The sequence below is a fragment of the Allobrachymonas sp. genome (assembly GCF_041912815.1).
Taxonomy (GTDB): Bacteria; Pseudomonadota; Gammaproteobacteria; order Burkholderiales; family Burkholderiaceae_C; genus Brachymonas.
This window is the reverse complement of record NZ_JAYRLV010000001.1, coordinates 482768-498458: the sequence shown is the minus strand read 5'-3', so window position 1 is coordinate 498458 and position 15691 is coordinate 482768. Positions and strand designations below refer to the sequence as shown.

14 protein-coding genes are annotated in these 15691 nt (G+C 67.1%); 4 read left to right on the top strand and 10 right to left on the bottom strand.

What is annotated here, in order from left to right; genetic code table 11:
• Window positions 1–106: 106 nt before the first annotated feature.
• The 5 genes from ACE3P9_RS02330 to ACE3P9_RS02310 all read right to left on the bottom strand — a co-directional run bounded on the left by ACE3P9_RS02330 (window position 107) and on the right by ACE3P9_RS02310 (window position 5042).
• Window positions 107–775, bottom strand: coding sequence for a site-2 protease family protein (locus tag ACE3P9_RS02330; RefSeq protein ID WP_374491548.1), 669 nt, complete (start codon window positions 773–775; stop codon window positions 107–109).
• 159 nt (window positions 776–934) lie between these two features.
• Complete coding sequence (locus ACE3P9_RS02325; RefSeq protein WP_374491546.1) at window positions 935–1570, bottom strand: L-threonylcarbamoyladenylate synthase; 636 nt, start codon at window positions 1568–1570, stop codon at window positions 935–937.
• A gap of 20 nt (window positions 1571–1590) precedes the next feature.
• On the bottom strand, window positions 1591–2496 hold the full coding sequence (locus ACE3P9_RS02320; RefSeq protein ID WP_374491544.1) for a 3',5'-nucleoside bisphosphate phosphatase: 906 nt from the start codon (window positions 2494–2496) through the stop codon (window positions 1591–1593).
• Window positions 2497–2560: 64 nt separating this feature from the next.
• On the bottom strand, window positions 2561–3217 hold the full coding sequence (locus ACE3P9_RS02315) for a response regulator transcription factor (protein ID WP_374491542.1): 657 nt from the start codon (window positions 3215–3217) through the stop codon (window positions 2561–2563).
• Entirely contained in the window at window positions 3210–5042 is a 1833-nt protein-coding gene (locus tag ACE3P9_RS02310) for a PhnD/SsuA/transferrin family substrate-binding protein (protein ID WP_374491540.1), read from the bottom strand. Before ACE3P9_RS02310 ends, ACE3P9_RS02315 begins: the two co-directional genes overlap by 8 nt.
• 324 nt (window positions 5043–5366) lie before the next feature.
• Here ACE3P9_RS02310 and dsrO point away from each other — a divergent pair, with 324 nt between their 5' ends.
• The 4 genes from dsrO (at window position 5367) to ACE3P9_RS02290 (ending at window position 11236) form a co-directional block, all read left to right on the top strand.
• Window positions 5367–6146 carry a sulfate reduction electron transfer complex DsrMKJOP subunit DsrO gene (gene dsrO / locus ACE3P9_RS02305; protein ID WP_374491537.1) on the top strand — a complete coding sequence of 260 codons (780 nt, stop codon included), beginning with the start codon at window positions 5367–5369 and terminating at the stop codon, window positions 6144–6146.
• Between the two features lie 18 nt (window positions 6147–6164).
• Complete coding sequence (nrfD, locus tag ACE3P9_RS02300) at window positions 6165–7259, top strand: NrfD/PsrC family molybdoenzyme membrane anchor subunit (protein ID WP_374491534.1); 1095 nt, start codon at window positions 6165–6167, stop codon at window positions 7257–7259.
• Between the two features lie 41 nt (window positions 7260–7300).
• Window positions 7301–10393, top strand: a complete 3093-nt coding sequence (locus tag ACE3P9_RS02295; protein WP_374491532.1) for a molybdopterin dinucleotide binding domain-containing protein — start codon at window positions 7301–7303, stop codon at window positions 10391–10393.
• A 231-nt stretch (window positions 10394–10624) separates the two neighbouring features.
• Window positions 10625–11236 carry a hypothetical protein gene (locus ACE3P9_RS02290; RefSeq protein ID WP_374491530.1) on the top strand — a complete coding sequence of 204 codons (612 nt, stop codon included), beginning with the start codon at window positions 10625–10627 and terminating at the stop codon, window positions 11234–11236.
• Window positions 11237–11257: 21 nt separating this feature from the next.
• Here the strand turns inward: ACE3P9_RS02290 and ACE3P9_RS02285 are convergent, their stop codons facing one another.
• The 5 genes from ACE3P9_RS02285 to ACE3P9_RS02265 all read right to left on the bottom strand — a co-directional run bounded on the left by ACE3P9_RS02285 (window position 11258) and on the right by ACE3P9_RS02265 (window position 15414).
• Window positions 11258–12304 (bottom strand): M48 family metalloprotease, encoded by a 1047-nt coding sequence (locus ACE3P9_RS02285; RefSeq protein WP_374491528.1) that lies wholly within the window; start codon window positions 12302–12304, stop codon window positions 11258–11260.
• Between the two features lie 36 nt (window positions 12305–12340).
• The gene (locus ACE3P9_RS02280; protein ID WP_374491526.1) at window positions 12341–12946 is read right to left on the bottom strand and encodes a LemA family protein; all 606 of its coding nucleotides are present in this window, start codon (window positions 12944–12946) and stop codon (window positions 12341–12343) included.
• A 181-nt stretch (window positions 12947–13127) separates the two neighbouring features.
• Window positions 13128–14759 carry a peptide chain release factor 3 gene (locus ACE3P9_RS02275; RefSeq protein ID WP_374491524.1) on the bottom strand — a complete coding sequence of 544 codons (1632 nt, stop codon included), beginning with the start codon at window positions 14757–14759 and terminating at the stop codon, window positions 13128–13130.
• 115 nt (window positions 14760–14874) lie between these two features.
• Window positions 14875–15144 (bottom strand): translation initiation factor IF-1, encoded by a 270-nt coding sequence (gene infA, locus ACE3P9_RS02270; RefSeq protein WP_374491522.1) that lies wholly within the window; start codon window positions 15142–15144, stop codon window positions 14875–14877.
• 9 nt (window positions 15145–15153) lie between these two features.
• Window positions 15154–15414 (bottom strand): hypothetical protein, encoded by a 261-nt coding sequence (locus ACE3P9_RS02265; protein WP_374491520.1) that lies wholly within the window; start codon window positions 15412–15414, stop codon window positions 15154–15156.
• Between the last annotated feature and the right edge of the window lie 277 nt (window positions 15415–15691).

Here is a 15691-nt window from a genome sequence, read left to right as displayed (position 1 = left end):
TACATCTCCGGCAGCATGCGTGTGCTTTGTGCATATTGTGGGGCTGTCAGGCAAATTGGCGACGTATACGACTTTCATGTTGATACAAAAGTGTGTAGTCGCCGGCTCAGCGCACCAATATGGAAAGCGGGCTCAGTATCAAATCCACCACGGCATAGGTCAGGTTCATGAGCGGATACATCCACAGGCGCGAGGCGATGCCGGTCACCACGAGAGCCATGACGATGAAGAAGCCGTAGGGTTCGATCTTGGAATACTGCCAGGCGAGACGGGGAGGAAGGAGCCCTACCACGATGCGTCCGCCGTCGAGCGGGGGCATGGGAAAGAGGTTGAAGACGAACATGACCACATTCACCAGGATGCCGCCCTTGCACATTTGTAGAACGAAGGGCTCATGAAGACCCAGTCCGGCACACAGGTACAGTGCGGCGCCCCAGAGGATGGCCTGAGCCAGATTGGAGCCCGGTCCCGCCAGGGCGACCCAGACCATGTCGCGCTTGGGGTTGCGCAGCTTGCCGAAATTGATGGGCACCGGTTTGGCGTAGCCGAACAGCAGGGCGCCTCCGGTGAGCAGGTAGAGGACGAGCGGCATGGCGATGGTGCCGATGGGGTCGATGTGCCGCAGGGGATTGAGGGTGACGCGCCCCAGGTTCCAGGCGGTGTTGTCGCCCAGGTAGCGCGCGGCGTAGCCATGGGCGGCTTCGTGCACCGTGATGGCGAACAGGACCGGAATGGCGTAGAGGGTGATGGCCTGGATGGTTTGGGCAAGGTCCATGGGGAGGAGTGGCAAAAGGGAAAGGGGCAGGAAGGAGGCCGTGGCGATGAGGGTGGGGGCAGCGGCCTGGTGCATTCCTGCTGCGGCCTCGGTGCCGGCCTTTGTCGGGGCAGGCACTGGTGCGCGCCTGTGCAGTACCGGAGAGAGGCCCTGCCGAGTTTACATGCCGAGACGTGCCGGGTCGCCTGCGCCCTCGCGCACGAGCTCGGGGGCACCGCCGTGGCCCATGGGGGTGAGGTCCACCACGGTGACGGCCTGGCGCGGGCAGGCGCCGGAGTCGATCACGCCGCCGAGTTCATGGTCGAGTGCGTCGAGGATGGAATCGGCGTCGTGGAAGGCTTCGTCCGAGTCGGGCAGCAGCAGGGTGGTGGCGAGCAAGGGGCCGCCGTGTTCGGCCAGCAGGGCCTGCAGGGCATGGTGTTCGGGCACGCGCAGGCCGATGGTCTTGCGCGAGGGGTGGCTGAGCCGGCGCGGGACTTCCTTGGAGGCTTCGAGGATGAAGGCGTAGGGCCCCGGAGTGCCCTGTCGCAGCAGCCGGTACTGGCGATTGTCCACGCGGGCGTAGTTGGCAAGCTCGCTCAGATCCCGGCAGAGCAGGGTGAGGTGGTGCTTGTCGTCGAGGCCGCGGATGTGGCGCAGGCGGTCGGCGGCGGACTTGTCGTCGAGATGGCAGGCCAGGGCATAGCCCGAGTCGGTGGGCACGGCAAGTACCTCGCCCTTGTCGAGCAGGGCGCATGCCTGGCGCAGGAGCCGGGGTTGTGGATTGTCGGGGTGGATCTCGAAGAGCTGGGCCATGGGCAGAAGGAGAGGAGGGATCAGGCAAGTACCCGGCCTTCGGGCAGGGCGATGCGGGAGGCGAGTCGCTGCCACACGGGAGTGAGGTGCGCATCGAGCGGGGGCAGCGTGCCGAGGTCGAGCCGGCTCTCGCGGGGGGAGTGGAAATCGCTGCCGCGCGAGGCGAGCAGGTGGCTTGCAAGGGCACGGTCGCGGTAGCGCAGGCATTCGTCGGGGGTGTGGCTGCCGGTGACGACTTCCACCCCTTCGCCGCCCAGCGCGCAAAACTGGTCGAAGAGCGCATCTTCCTGCAGGGGAGGGAACCCATAGCGGGCAGGGTGGGCGATGACGGCGATGCCGCCTGCGCCACGGATCCAGCCCACGGCATCTTCGAGGGAGGCCCAGCGGTGGGGCACGAAGCCGGGTTTGCCTTCGGTCAGGTAGTGGTGGAAGACGTCGCCCATGTCCTTGCAGATGCCCCGCTCCACGAGGAATCGGGCAAAGTGCGAGCGGGAGATGAGGTCGGGGTTGTCCACGTAGTGCAGGGCGCCTTCGAAGGCGCCGGGGATGCCTGCCTGGGCGAGCTGCGCAGCCATGTCGCGGGCGCGGGCCTCGCGTCCGCCACGGGTGCGTCGGAGTCCTTCGACCAGGGTGGGGTTTTGCTCGTCCACGCCGAGGCCCACGATGTGGACGGTTTTGTCGGCCCAGGTGATGGAGATTTCGACGCCGGCAAGGAAGGGCAGGCCCAGCGCGAGGGCGGCGGCACGGGCGCGGGCAATGCCGCCCACTTCGTCGTGGTCGGTCAGCGCCCAGAGCTCCACGCCGTTGTCGTGGGCATGCTGGGCCAGCCATTCCGGAGACTGGGTGCCGTCGGACACCGTGGAGTGGCAGTGCAGGTCGGCATTGAGGCCGGCGGAGAGGGAGAGGGGGGCAGAAGAGGGCACCATGTTGCAGACCATTGTATGCAGATCGCGATGGGCCCGGGCGACAGGGGTGGGCAGGGGGCGGCGGTCAGTCGTCGAGGGCCTCGGGATCGGCGTGGAACATGATGCGTGCCAGTTCGGCTGCGCTGCCGATGTCGAGCTTGTCCATGACTCGCTGGCGATGGATGTGGACGGTCTTTTCGCTGATGTCGAGCGTCTGGGCGATGGCCCGGTTGGGGAGGCCGCGGGCCACGAGCCGGGCAACTTCGGATTCGCGCGGGGAGAGCCGGGTGAGGGCGTCATGGGCCTGACGCGTGCGGCGGCCTCTGTGCAGGGCTGCGGCGCGCTGGCGCAGGGCGGCACCGATGACGTCGAGCAGATGCTGGTCGCGGAAGGGTTTTTCCAGAAAGTCGAAGGCGCCCTGCTTCATGGCCTGCACGGCCAGTTCCACGTCTCCGTGACCGGTGAGGAAGATGACGGGGATCTCTTCGGGATTCCAGCCGCGTGACACCAGGGCACGGAGCAGCTCCAGGCCGCTCATCTGAGGCATGCGAATGTCGAGCAGCAGACACCCGAATGTGTCCTGGGGCGAGGGGCAGGCGGCCAGAAAGTCGGCTGCGGAGGCGTGGGGCGTGACCTGCCAGCCCATGGATTCCAGCAGGAAGACCAGGGAGCGGCGGAACGGCGCGTCGTCGTCGACGACGTGCAGGTGCCAGTCGGGAGCAGGAAGGGAGACGTCATGCATGGCGGGAATCCGGGGCGGGAGAGGGCGGCGTGTCGGGGGTGTCCGGCAGGGAAGGCAGGGGCAGGCTCAGGGTGAAGCGCATGCCCCGGCTGCCGGGGAGGGGGTCTGCGGGGGTGGCATCGAGCCGGCCGCCGTGGGCCTCGGCGATGCCGCGGCAGATGGAGAGTCCCAGGCCGAGGCCTTCCGGTTTGGTGGTGAAGAACGGTTCGAAGAGATGTGCCCGTGTGTCTGCATCGAGCGGTTCGCCGTCGTCGATGACCTCAAAGTGGGCATGGCGGGCGTCTGCCCACAGGCGCAGGGTGAGGGTCTGGTGGGCGGCGGGCAGCAGGTGGGTGACGTCGTAGGCATTCTTGAGCAGGTTGATGAGAACCTGCTGGATGTGCAGGGCGTCGACTTCCACGCGCAGGTCGGGGGGGAAGTGGTCTTCGATGTGGATGGCCGGTGGGTGGGGCAGCATGCCGCAGAACAGCGCGATGGAGTCGCGCGCGATCTGCGACGGCGAGGCCAGGGTGCTGCTGCCGGGACGCTTGCGGGCGAAGTGGCGGATGCGGGCGATGATGTCGCCCGCGCGTTCGGCCTGTTCGGCCATGGCGTCTGCCGCTTCGCGCACGGCGGAGTCGTCGAGGCGGTGGTGGTCGACGCGCAGGATCAGGCTGCGGGCGTAGTTGGCGATGGCGGCCAGGGGCTGGTTGAGCTCGTGGGCGAGCGTGCCGGAGAGCTCACCGAGCATGGACAGGCGGGCCAGGTGGTCGGCCTGTTCCTGGCTCTGGCGCACGCGCTCCTCCAGGGCCTTGCGTGCGTCGAGGGCATGGCGCAGGGCGGCTGTGCGCAGGTGGATGAGGTGTTCGACATGGACGGTGTAGAGAATCCAGCCGCACACCAGCGCGAGCAGGGCAGCAAGCCAGGGCCAGTAGCGGCGAGCGAGGCTCAGCAGGGTGGGTTCCGGCAGGCGCGCATAGGGGCCGATGTGCAGGGTGCGGAACAGTTCATGCACCGACTGGTAATCGGAGGGGACGGTGAAGCTGAGTCCGTCGCGGGGGGCTTCCATGCCGAGCAGGCTGGCGGTGACGGCGCGCGCCAGGGGCTGGGGTGTGCTGCGCAGGGTGGCGATGGGCCAGTCCGGGTACAGCGGGGTGGAGGTGGCGCAGTGCGAGCCCGGCAGGGTCTGTGGGGCGACCACGCGCAGGCGGCTCTGCCACTCGGGGTGGGATTCGAGCAGGCAGGTGCGCAGCACGCCGGCATCGGCGCGGCCGCTCAGCACGGCTTCGGCCACGCGCTCCATGGGCAGGCCGGTGGACAGGAGGGTGTCCTCCTCGGACAGGGTGATGTCCAGTGGCTGGAGCGCTCCGGCCAGGATCTGGTAGCCCGAGAAGGCTTCGGTGCCGACGATGGCGACGGTGAGATGGCGCAGGTCTTCGAGCCGCTGCAGGCCCCGGGCCTCCCGACGCACCACGACGGCGGAGCCGATGGTGCCGGTGCGGGGACTGGGGGAGGCGCTGCCGCGCGAGGTGTCGAGCGTGAGCAGGCGGGTGACGCCGTAGCTGCTTTCGAGCTCCACGTACTGGCCCGGGTTGGTGAGCACGAACTGCAGCGTGCCGGCGCGGACGGCACGGGTCAGGCCCTCGTGGTCCAAGGGCAGCAGCACGAAGTGGTAACGGGGCAGGGCATGGTTCAGGTAGCGTGCCACCGGGCTCCAGTCCTGTGGGGGCTCGCTGCGCGTGAAGGCCAGCACACCGATGCGTACCTCGGGGCGCTGCTCGGCCGGCGTGGGAGACTGGACCGCCGCCTGCGCCAGGCACCCCGTGAGGACGAGCAGAGCCGCCATGCCCAGGCGCCGCCATGCGAGGGGCACAGGATGCGGATCGCACCGGAGCGGCAGAAGCCAGGCCATGCAGCAGCCAAAAAGAAGGGGGAGCATGAAGGCGATTCTATGAGGAGGGGCACTGCCGGCGCCGGTCGCTGTGCCGCTTGCAGGGGCAAAAGGGCGGCGCAGGCGGAGGACGTGGGTTTGATCTGGCGCAACAAGCCTGTCGATACTGCGGCGGAATAGGGAAAACCGTCTATTCCGATGGGAACTAGCGCAGATGCGGCAGGGGCAGGGAGATTCCTACAGTCGGGGCAAGGTTTTGAACACGACGGAGGATCTTTCATGCACCAGCTCACCCCAGACCATGCCGCGGAATGCGTGCCGCGCGGCGAGGAGGATGCGCGCGTGGCCTCGCGCCGCAGCTTTCTGCGCGGCATTCCGGTGGTGACGGCGGCCGCCGTGGCAGCTCCCGCCCTGCAGGCTGCGCCCACGGCCAGGCACCACTGGGCCATGCTGGTCGATGTGCGCAAGTGCATCGGCTGTCAGGCGTGTACCGTGGCCTGCATCCAGGAGAACGTGGTGCCGGAGGGCAGCTTTCGCACCATCGTGTCGACCTACAGCGTGAAGCTCACCGATGCCCCGGCGCGGCAGCCGGCCGGCACCTATGTGCTGCCGCGCCTGTGCAACCACTGCGAGAACCCGCCCTGCATTCCGGTGTGTCCGGTGGGGGCGACCTACAAGCGCCCGGACGGCATCGTGGTGGTCAACAGCGACCGCTGCGTGGGCTGTGCCTACTGCGTGCAGGCCTGCCCGTATGACGCGCGCTTCATCAACCACGACACCAACAAGGCCGACAAGTGCACGTTCTGTGTGCACCGCGTCGAGGCAGGGCTGCTGCCGGCCTGTGTGGAAACCTGTGTGGGCGGGGCACGCATGTTCGGCGATCTCAATGACGCCCATGGCGAACTGCGTCGCACGCTCGATGCCAACCGGGATCGCCTCAAGGTGCTCAAGCCCGAGATGGAAACCCACCCGCAGGTGTTCTACATCGGGCTCGATGAGCGGTTCGAGGGCAAGGTCGAGGGCGAGGGCACGCTGTGGAAGCCCCGCGCCCACGCGTGAGAACGAGGAGATGTCGAGATGAACACGATCGTCGAAACCGTCAACGTGACGCGCGCAGTGGCATGGCTGCCCTGGGCGGTGCAGTATTTCTTTCTGATCGGGCTGTCGTATGGGGCCTATCTCTTGTCCCTGCCGGGGGTGGCTTTCCGCCGGCCGGGCTGGCAGGTGCCTTCGCGGCTGGCGCTGCTGGCTGCGCTGGTCTGCGGGCTGTGTGCGCCGGTGGCCCTGCTCTCGGACCTGCACCAGCCGGGGCGGTTCTGGCATTTCTACGCCTATTTCACGCCTTCCTCGTGGATGTCGTGGGGGTCGTTCTTCATTCCGGTCTATCTCACGGGGCTGCTGCTCTACGCATGGCTGGCGTTCCGGCCGCTGCTGCAGCAGCACGCCGACGCCCGGGGCCGGTTTGCCTGGGCTGCCCGCTGGCTGGCAGTGGGCGGACATGAAAGCCGTGGCCCGCTGCTCATGGCGGCGCTGCTGACCCTGGTGGGGGCGGTGCTGGTGGCGGTGTATACGGGAGCGGAAGTGATGGCCGTGCGGGCACGGCCCCTGTGGCACACGCCGCTGCTGCCGGTGCAGTTCTTCCTCACGGCCGTGGCGGGGGCGCTGGGGCTCGTGATGCTGCTCAACCGCTTTGGGCCGTCCCGGCACGATGCCGCTCTCAACCGGCGCATGGCATGGGGCGTGGCCTGGCTGCTGCTGGCTTCGCTGGGGGTGGGGCTGGTGTGGCTGGTGCTGGGCATGACGGGGCTGTCTGCCAACGATGCCGAGGCGCTGCGAGAGGTCGGGCCATCGCAGAACTGGCAGACCGTGGCGATCTGGGCCGTGGGTGCCACGGGGCTGGCCTGGTGGCTGGGGTGGAAGCATCCCGATGCCAGCCTGCTCATCGGGCTGCTGGCCCTGCATTCGGCCTGGATGGTGCGCTGGGCCATCTTCATCGGAGGCCAGGAAGTGCCCAAGACCGGTGCCGGCTACTACAGCTACCAGCTCCCGCTCGGCCCGGACGGCCTGCTCGGGATCCTCGGCACAGCAGGGCTGTGGGTGTTCATCTTCATCGTGGTGACGAATGTGCTGCCACTGGACCGGGTAGGCCGGGCCACCCCCGGGCAGGCCTGAGCCGCTGCCTGCATGGAATGGAACAAAGTAGGAGTTTTCTCATGAAAAAGATCGAACGCCGCGACCTGATCGCTGCCGGTGGGCTGGCTGCCTTCGGAGCCGGTTTTTCCGAAACGCTCGAACGCATGGCCGACGGCCTGCTGCACAAGCAGCCCGAGCGTGACCACATTGCCGGACGCGCTCCGGAGCCCGAATTCACCGTCGATCCCGCCACGGGCGCCCTCCGGCTCAATCCGCGCCAGCAGGTCAGCTACACCGCCTGTCTGGGCTGCACCACCATCTGCGGGGTGCGGGTTCGGGTCGACAAGGAAACCGGCAAGGTGCTGCGGGTGACGGGCAACCCCTACAACCCGCTGTCGACCAACCCCCATCTGCCCATGAAGGCATCGGTCAAGGAAAGCTTTGTGAGTCTGTCGCGCTTTCGCGACCAGGGGCTCGACGGGCGCTCCACGGCCTGCGGACGTGGCAATGCGGCCATGGACCAGATGGACTCCCCCTTCCGCGTGCTCACCCCGCTCAAGCGGGTGGGGCCGCGCAATTCCGGTCGCTGGGAGCCCATCAGCTTCGAGCAGCTGGTGCGTGAAGTGACCGATGGGGGCGATCTCTTCGGCGAAGGCCATGTGGATGGTCTTGCAGCCCTGCGGGACCTGCACACGCCCATCGACCCGCAGGCCCCCGAGCTGGGGCCCCGCGTGAACCAGGTGGCCCTGATGTCGAGCGTGGAGGAGGGGCGGGTGTCCTTCGTGCGCCGCTTCATCAACCAGTCCTACGGCAGTCTCAACTACGTGCAGCACGGCTCGTACTGCGGAGGTGCCTATCGTTCGGGATCAGGAGCACTGTTTGGCGATTTCAAGGCGATGCCGCACGCCCGGGTGGACATTCCCAGCGCCGAGTTCGCCATGTTCGTCGGAACGGCACCGGCCAATGCCGGCAATCCGTTCAAGCGCACCGGCACGCTGCTGGCCAAGGCCCGCACCGAGGGCCAGCTGGACTACGTGGTGATCGACCCGGTGCTCACCAATGCCGACAACCGCGCCGTGCCCACCCGCAGCCACTGGGTGCCCATCCGTCCCAATACCGATGGGGCGCTGGCCATGGGCATCATGCGCTGGATGTTCGACAACGACCGCATCAACAGCGACTATCTGGCCCATGCCAACCTCGCCAGCGCGCAGGCCGCCGGCGAGCCTTCGTTCACCAACGCCACCTGGCTCGTCATCACCCAGGAAGGCCATCCGCGCAAGGGCCACTTCCTGCGCGGCACCGATCTCGGCACCGTGCAGCTTGCCGAGGAGGATCGCTACAAGGAACAGGACCCCTATTACGTGCTGGGCGCCGACGGACTGCCTGCCGATGCCGCCACCTTCATGGGGCCGGCCCCGCTGGCCGTGACGGCACCTGTGGCTGTGGCGGGCAAGCCGGTCGAGATGAAGACCTCCCTGCAGCTGCTCCGGGCGTCGGCACAGAAGATGTCCGTGGCCGAGGCGAGCCAGATCACCGGCATCCCGCAGGACATCATCACCGCCTTGGCGCGCGAGCTCACCAGCCACGGGCGCAAGGCCTGCGTCGTCAGCCACGGCGGCATGATGGGCAGCAACGGCTTCTATGCTGCCTATGCGCTCATGACGCTCAACGCCCTCATCGGCAACCTCAACTACCAGGGTGGATGGGCCTACGGCGCGGGGGGCTTCAAGTACGCCGAGGAAGGTCCCCGCTACAACCTCTCGACCTTCCCGGGGCAGATCAAGCCCCGAGGCATGCCCCTGGGCCGCAACGCGCCCTATGAGAAAACCAGCGAATTCAAGCGTCGCAAGGAAGCGGGCCAGAACCCCTATCCTGCCCGCGACCAGTGGTTCCCCAACGCCTCGGGACTCGCCACCGAATGGCTCACCGCCGCCATGAACGGCTATCCCTATGGGCTCAAGGCGCTGATGCTGTGGAGCTGCAACCCGATGTATGGGGTGCCGGGGCTGCGCACCCTCATCGAGAAGCCCCTCGCCGATCCCCGGCGCATTCCGCTCATCATCTCGATGGATCCGCTCATCAACGAGAGCAACGCTTTTGCCGATTACATCGTGCCCGACAGCATCATGTACGAGAGCTGGGGCTTCGTGGCGCCCTGGAGTGGAGTGTCCACCAAGTGCATGGTGGCGCGCTGGCCCGTGGTGGAGCCCCGCGCCGCCAAGACCCCCGACGGTCAGCCCATCGGGGTGGAAACCTTCCTGCTGGCTCTGGCCCGCAGGATGAACCTGCCCGGCTTCGGCCCGCAGGGCATGAGCGACGCTCAGGGCCATCCCCTGCCGCTCGAACGTCCCGAACACTGGTATCTGCGTGCAGGCGCCAACATTGCCTTTGGCGGCAAGCAGCCGGTGGGGGATGCCACCGACGAGGACATCCAGCTCTCCGGCGTCGACCGGATCGCCCCTCTCCTGCATGCCAGCCTCAAGGAAGACGAGTGGCGCAAGGTCGCGTTTCTCTACACCCGTGGCGGCCGCTATCAGCCTGCTGGCCAGTCCCATGACGAGGAACGCGCCGACTGGCAGACCTGGCGCTTCGACAAGCCCCTGTGGCTCTGGAACGACCAGCTTGGCACCTCGCGCAACAGCCTCAACGGCAAGCGCCACAGCGGCTGCGCCACCTGGGTTCCTCCTTCGTTTGCCGATGGCACTCCGCTGCGCCAGATCTACACCCAGCAGGAATGGCCGCTGCTGATCGTGAACTTCAAGTCCGCCCTGCAGAACTCCTACAGCATTGCCACCAAGATCACCCGTGTGCATCCGGAAAACCCGGTCATCGTCCACCCCGTCGATGCCCGCAGGGCCGGGCTGCGCACCGGAGACCAGGCGCGCCTGCAGACGCCGGCAGGCGCGGTGAAATGCACGGTGATCGTGCATGAGGGCGTAGTGCCCGGCACCATGGCCATCGAGCACGGCTTTGGTCACCGCGAGCTCGGTGCCCGTGCCCACGTGCTCGGCCACGAGCGCCAGCCCGACCGCCCCGATCTCGGTGCCGGCGTGTGCGTCAACGAACTGGGTCTGGCCGATCCCACCCGGGGAAGTGGCGTGGTGTGGGTCGATGCCGTCTCCGGCACCGCCGTGCGCAACGGCATTCCGGCCCGCATCGCACGGCTCTGACACACGCACCTGCCGCCCTTCATGGCCTTGCATAGGGGGCAAGGCTCCACACCTCTGCCGGGGAGGCCTGAGCGTCCTCCTCCGGCTTGCCGCAGGCCTTTCCCGGTGCCTGCGGCTTTTTTGTGCGGTTCGCAGAGCCGGAGCACGCATCGGATGGGGGCAGGTCGAGGATGGGCCGCGAACAGGCCTACACTAGCCGGTTCGATCAACGCATACACAAAACGGGAACGCATGGATCACTGGAGTCTGGGCCTGCTGCTGCTGGTGGGGATATGGATGGTGCGAGGGCATTTTCAGCGCAAGCGTGTGGCAATCCTGGCAGGCCATCTGCAGCACTACGAGATCGAGAAGCTCATGGAGTCCCTCATCAACGGCTACCTGCGTGCGGCAGGCGAGCACGATCCCGAGCGGCAGATGCAGCTCTGGCGGCGGCTGGAACCCGTGGAGGCTGCCCTGTGCAGCCAGTTCGACCGCTTTGCACGGGAGTTTGCCCAGGTGGGCGAGAGCGATGCGCGCGTCTCCCCCTGGGGCGTGCCGGGACTCGATCTCCTGCTGCCGGGGCAGGGGTTCGACGTGCGCCGTCTCTTCGAGCTGCACGCCCAGGAGCTGCGGGTCGCCTCCACCCATGCCGATACGGACACCGCGGCCCAGCGCAAGGCACAGGCCTACACCATGACGGCCGAAATGCTTCTGATGCAGCACACCTGCCACTGGTATTGCCGCTCCCGGGCCGTGGCCAGTGCCCGCATGGAAATCCGGCACCAGACTCCCTGGCGGCAGGTGGTGGAGCACGTCGGTCCCGTCACCCGCAGGGCCTATCTGGAGCTGGTCGGGCTGGCCTGATGCCGTTGCTGGCGGGGCGTCTCAGGCGGGCATGTAGCCGTAGATGCGGCGGATGCGCTCGTCGAGCGGGGGGTGGCTGCTGAACCAGTGTTCGAGTCTGTGCTGCCAGCCCTGCGTGAGCGGCTCGGCCAGCAGCATGTGCGTGATCATGGGCTGCTGGCGCATGTAGGCATCCACATCCCACAGGGTGTCGTCGTCCGCATCGTCCTCCACGAAAGGCGATGCCCCATCCTGCTGCCGGAATTGCTGCGAGCTGATCTTGAGCAGCACCCCGCCGAGCCCGGCAGGGTTGCGGGTCCACTGCACGGCGCGTGCGTCCGCCAGAAATTCCCGCTGCCGGGAAACTGCCGCACACAGCAGCCGCCCGGCCACCCAACCGGCCGATCCCACGATCATCACCGGCAGGCCAAACAGCGCCCGCATCGCGCTGCCCCGTTCGTCGGCACGGATCTGGGCCAGCGCCTGTCCGAAGCGAAACACCATCTCCAGCCCGAACACCATGCCCGCAAGCCGGGTATTGAGGCGGGTATCCCCTTCGGCAATGTGGCTCAGCTCGTGGGCCACCAGTCCCTGCAGTTCCTCGCGGGTCAGGGCGTCGAGGGCACCGTCGGTGACGGCAATGGCGGCCTGGCGTGGTTCGAGCCCCGCCGCAAAGGCATTGATGGCCCACTGGCGCGGCAACACCATCACCGCCGGCATCGGCATGCCGGCGGCCACCGTCATCTCGTGCACGGTGTTGCGCAGCCGGACTTCTGCCGGGTGCTGGTCATCGAGCAGCAGCTCGCGTGCGCCGCAGCGGCGTGCAATGGCTGCCCCTCCCCGGGAGAGGTTGCTGCTCTCGATCCACCATCCCCCGAACACGAACAGCAGCACGAGCCCGGTATTGACCTGGAAGAAGAAGGGCGGCAGATAGGTCTGGCGGCTGTGCAGCAGGTGCGACAGCGCCCACCACACCAGCATCAGCCCCCCGTTGACCGCCGTCAACAGCAGCAGCACCGTGAGTCCGAACGCCAGCAGCAGGCGGCTGGTGGCCTGCCGGGCACTGCGCTGGTGTTCCAGAAAACGCATGGCGGTATGCGGACTCCGACCTCTGCCCGAGCGTGCTCAGACAGAGGTGCCGGAGAAGTTCACCCGGGGCGCATCGCGTTCTTCGGGCCGCTGGATGCTTTCGAGCATCGGCAGCAGCACAAAGCCGAACAGTCTGGCCACCACCGTGCTCGGGAACTGCACCACGGCATTGTTGTAGTCCAGCACGCTGTCGTTGTAGGCCTGGCGCGCAAACCCCACCGTGTTTTCGGTATGGGTGATCTCTTCGGCGAGGTCGCGCATGGTCTGGTCGGCCTTGAGCTCGGGATAGGCTTCGGCCACGGCGAGCAGCTGGGCGTAGCGCCCCTGCAGCAGGGCCTCCGTCTGACCCAGCGCGGCAGCGGCCTGCGCGCTGGCAGGCTGACGCTGAAGTGCCTGACGGGCATCGCTGGCGGCATTGCGCGCAGCGGTAACTGCTTCCAGTGTCTCGCGCTCGTGCGCCATGTACTTGCGCGCCACCTCGACCAGATTGGGGATCAGGTCGTAGCGGCGCTTGAGCTGCACGTCGATCTGCGCGCGGGCGTTGGCAGTGGCATTGCGCAGGCGTGCCAGCTGGTTGTAGAGCGCCACGATGCCCAGCAGGGTCAGTGCCACCAGAAAGAGAAGGATCACGGTGAGGGACATGGGACTCCTTTGTCAGTCGCTGTGATGAGGGGCATGTGCCTGCTCCGTCTGCACTCTCTGTGGAGCCGGACACGGCAGGGTCTGTACCCATTGTGCCATTGCCCGACAGACTGCAGTCCTGTCGGGCAGGGAAACGCGGCCCGTACGCGACACGTCCGGGGCCTGTGCACGTATCCGTCTCTCAGTGGGCGCTGTCGAGCGTCAGCCCCGCGTGTTCGCGCAGCGGGTGGAAGTGGATGCGCGGGAAGCGCTCCTGTGCCAGCCGCACGTCATAGGGGCTGGTGCACAGGTAGGCCAGCGCATCGGCCGCATCGTGGGCCATGCGGGTGGGGTAGGCGTCGGTGAAGGCGCGCAGATCCTGCGGCGTGTCGGCGGAGATCCAGCGCGCGCCGGTGTACTGGCATCCTTCGAGGCGCACGTCGCAGTCGTACTCGGTCTTGAGCCGGTGCTGCACCACTTCGAACTGCAGCTGTCCCACGGCACCGAGCAGCATGTTGCCGCCCATGTCGGGCTTGAAGACCTGGATGGCACCTTCCTCGCCGAGCTGGGCCAGCCCCTGCTGGAGCTGCTTGGTCCGCAGCGGATTCCTGAGCACCACGGTCATGAACATTTCCGGCGCAAAGAAGGGCAGGCCGGTGAACTGCAGGTTGGCGCCATCGGTGATGGTGTCGCCGAGCTGCACCCCGCCATGCGTGGTGAAGCCGATGATGTCGCCCGCATAGGCCTCGTCCACGGCTTCGCGGCGCTGGCTCAGGAAGGTGACCACGCTGGTGGGGCGCAGCTCCTTGCCGGTGCGCTGCACCCTGAGCTTCATGCCAGGGGTGTACTTGCCGCTGGCCATGCGCACGAAGGCGATGCGGTCGCGGTGGTTGGCGTCCATGTTGGCCTGCACCTTGAAGACCACGCCGGCAAAGGTCGGGTCTTCCGGCTGGATTTCCTTGTCCTGCATCTGGCGGTTGACCAGCACGTGGCTGACCCGGGGCTGGGGTGGCGGGGCCAGATCGACGAGCGCGTCGAGCACTTCCATCACCCCGAAGTTGTTGACCCCGGAGCCGAAGAACACGGGCGTCTGGCGACCGGCCAGAAAGGCGGCATGGTCCCATTCCGGCGAGGCACCGGTAGCGAGCTCCATGCTTTCCTCGGCGTCCAGAAAGGCCTGGCCGAAGCGGGCGATCAGGGTGTCGCGCTCGGTCAGCGGAATGGTCTCGAAGTCCTGCGGGCGGCGCTCGCTGCCCGACTCGAACACCGTCATGGCGCGGGTACGCAGGTTGATGATGCCGCCGAACGTCTTGCCCTGACCCACCGGCCAGGTCATGGGCACGCAGGGCATGCCCAGCTCGCGCTCCACCTCGTCGAGGATGTCGAGCGGATCGCGCACTTCGCGGTCCATCTTGTTGACGAAGGTGATGATGGGCGTGTCGCGCTGGCGACACACCTCGATCAGGCGGCGGGTCTGGGCTTCCACGCCGTTGGCCGCGTCGATCACCATGAGGGCAGAGTCCACGGCCGTGAGCACGCGGTAGGTGTCCTCGCTGAAGTCCTTGTGTCCGGGCGTGTCGAGCAGGTTGATGACATGGTCGCGGTAGACCATCTGCATCACGCTCGATGCCACCGAGATGCCGCGCTGCTTCTCGATCTCCATCCAGTCGCTGGTGGCGTGGCGGCTGGCCTTGCGGCCCTTGACGGCGCCGGCAATCTGGATCGCGCCGGAGAACAGCAGCAGTTTCTCGGTCAGCGTGGTCTTGCCGGCGTCGGGGTGGGAGATGATCGCGAAGGTGCGGCGGCGGCGGGTTTCGGAGGCGAAGGAGGACACGGCGCGGAAGAAGGGGAGTCTGAAACGGCAGGAGCCGCTGTGGGCGGCTCCTGGGGGGAAGTGCTGATTTTATCAGCGGGGCATAGCCTGCGGACAGGCCTGCCGCGTGCGCAGATCAGTACCGGCGGCGTGGGCCCGGAGCGGAGGGGCCGCCCGGCTTGCGCGGTTCCAGGAAGCGGAACGTGATGCGGCCGCGGGCCATGTCGTAGGGCGACAGCTCCAGCGAGACGCGGTCGCCTGCCAGGATGCGGATGCTGTGCTTGCGCATCTTGCCGGCGGTGTAGGCAATGAGCTGGTGGCCGTTTTCGAGGGTGACGCGGTAGCGTGAATCGGGCAGGACCTCGTTCACGATGCCATGCATTTCAATCAGTTCTTCTTTGGTCATGGGATGCAGTCAGAGAGAGGAAATCGAAAGGGGAGCGGGCGTGGCTGCACCGGGATGCAGGTGTTCCAGCCCTTGCGCCAGAGCGTAGGCCCAGGCGGCAGCGGAAGTGAGAAAAAGCGGCTTGAAGCGCATGACCGTGTCATGCGTCGAGGTTCCCTGCCCACTGCGGATGGAAACGGAGGCGGCATATTGGCCGCACGACGTGGGACGGGAAGAGGGGGTCAGGACGTAGCGTCCTACCGAGAGAGTACGAGGAAAATGAAGATTCAAGAGAGAGTCAGAGTCTGCGCGGATCGTCGGGGGAACGGCACTTGTGGTGCCTGGCCTGACAAGGGCGCTTCAGTGTCGATAAAGGAAGGATTGTCCCACGGAGCATGCCGTTGTGGGAGCCGAAGGGTCTGGAACCGGAGCCTGGAGCGCGAGGCGCTCGCTGAGGACGGTGGACAGAATTCCAGTTTGTCCACCTGGGCGGCCGGCGGTGTCGATGCACGACCGGGCCCCTGCACATTGGGCATGCAGCCTGAGCATGCCAAAAGCCGTGCCATTA

Coding starts and splice junctions, on each gene's coding strand:
- ACE3P9_RS02290 (WP_374491530.1), top strand. CDS start 10,625: ATGGATCACTGGAGTCTGGGCCTGCTGCTGCTGGTGGGGATATGGATG.
- infA (WP_374491522.1), bottom strand. CDS start 15,144: ATGACCAAAGAAGAACTGATTGAAATGCATGGCATCGTGAACGAGGTC.
- ACE3P9_RS02320 (WP_374491544.1), bottom strand. CDS start 2,496: ATGGTGCCCTCTTCTGCCCCCCTCTCCCTCTCCGCCGGCCTCAATGCC.
- ACE3P9_RS02285 (WP_374491528.1), bottom strand. CDS start 12,304: ATGCGTTTTCTGGAACACCAGCGCAGTGCCCGGCAGGCCACCAGCCGC.
- ACE3P9_RS02330 (WP_374491548.1), bottom strand. CDS start 775: ATGGACCTTGCCCAAACCATCCAGGCCATCACCCTCTACGCCATTCCG.
- nrfD (WP_374491534.1), top strand. CDS start 6,165: ATGAACACGATCGTCGAAACCGTCAACGTGACGCGCGCAGTGGCATGG.
- ACE3P9_RS02315 (WP_374491542.1), bottom strand. CDS start 3,217: ATGCATGACGTCTCCCTTCCTGCTCCCGACTGGCACCTGCACGTCGTC.
- dsrO (WP_374491537.1), top strand. CDS start 5,367: ATGCACCAGCTCACCCCAGACCATGCCGCGGAATGCGTGCCGCGCGGC.
- ACE3P9_RS02295 (WP_374491532.1), top strand. CDS start 7,301: ATGAAAAAGATCGAACGCCGCGACCTGATCGCTGCCGGTGGGCTGGCT.
- ACE3P9_RS02325 (WP_374491546.1), bottom strand. CDS start 1,570: ATGGCCCAGCTCTTCGAGATCCACCCCGACAATCCACAACCCCGGCTC.
- ACE3P9_RS02310 (WP_374491540.1), bottom strand. CDS start 5,042: ATGGCGGCTCTGCTCGTCCTCACGGGGTGCCTGGCGCAGGCGGCGGTC.
- ACE3P9_RS02280 (WP_374491526.1), bottom strand. CDS start 12,946: ATGTCCCTCACCGTGATCCTTCTCTTTCTGGTGGCACTGACCCTGCTG.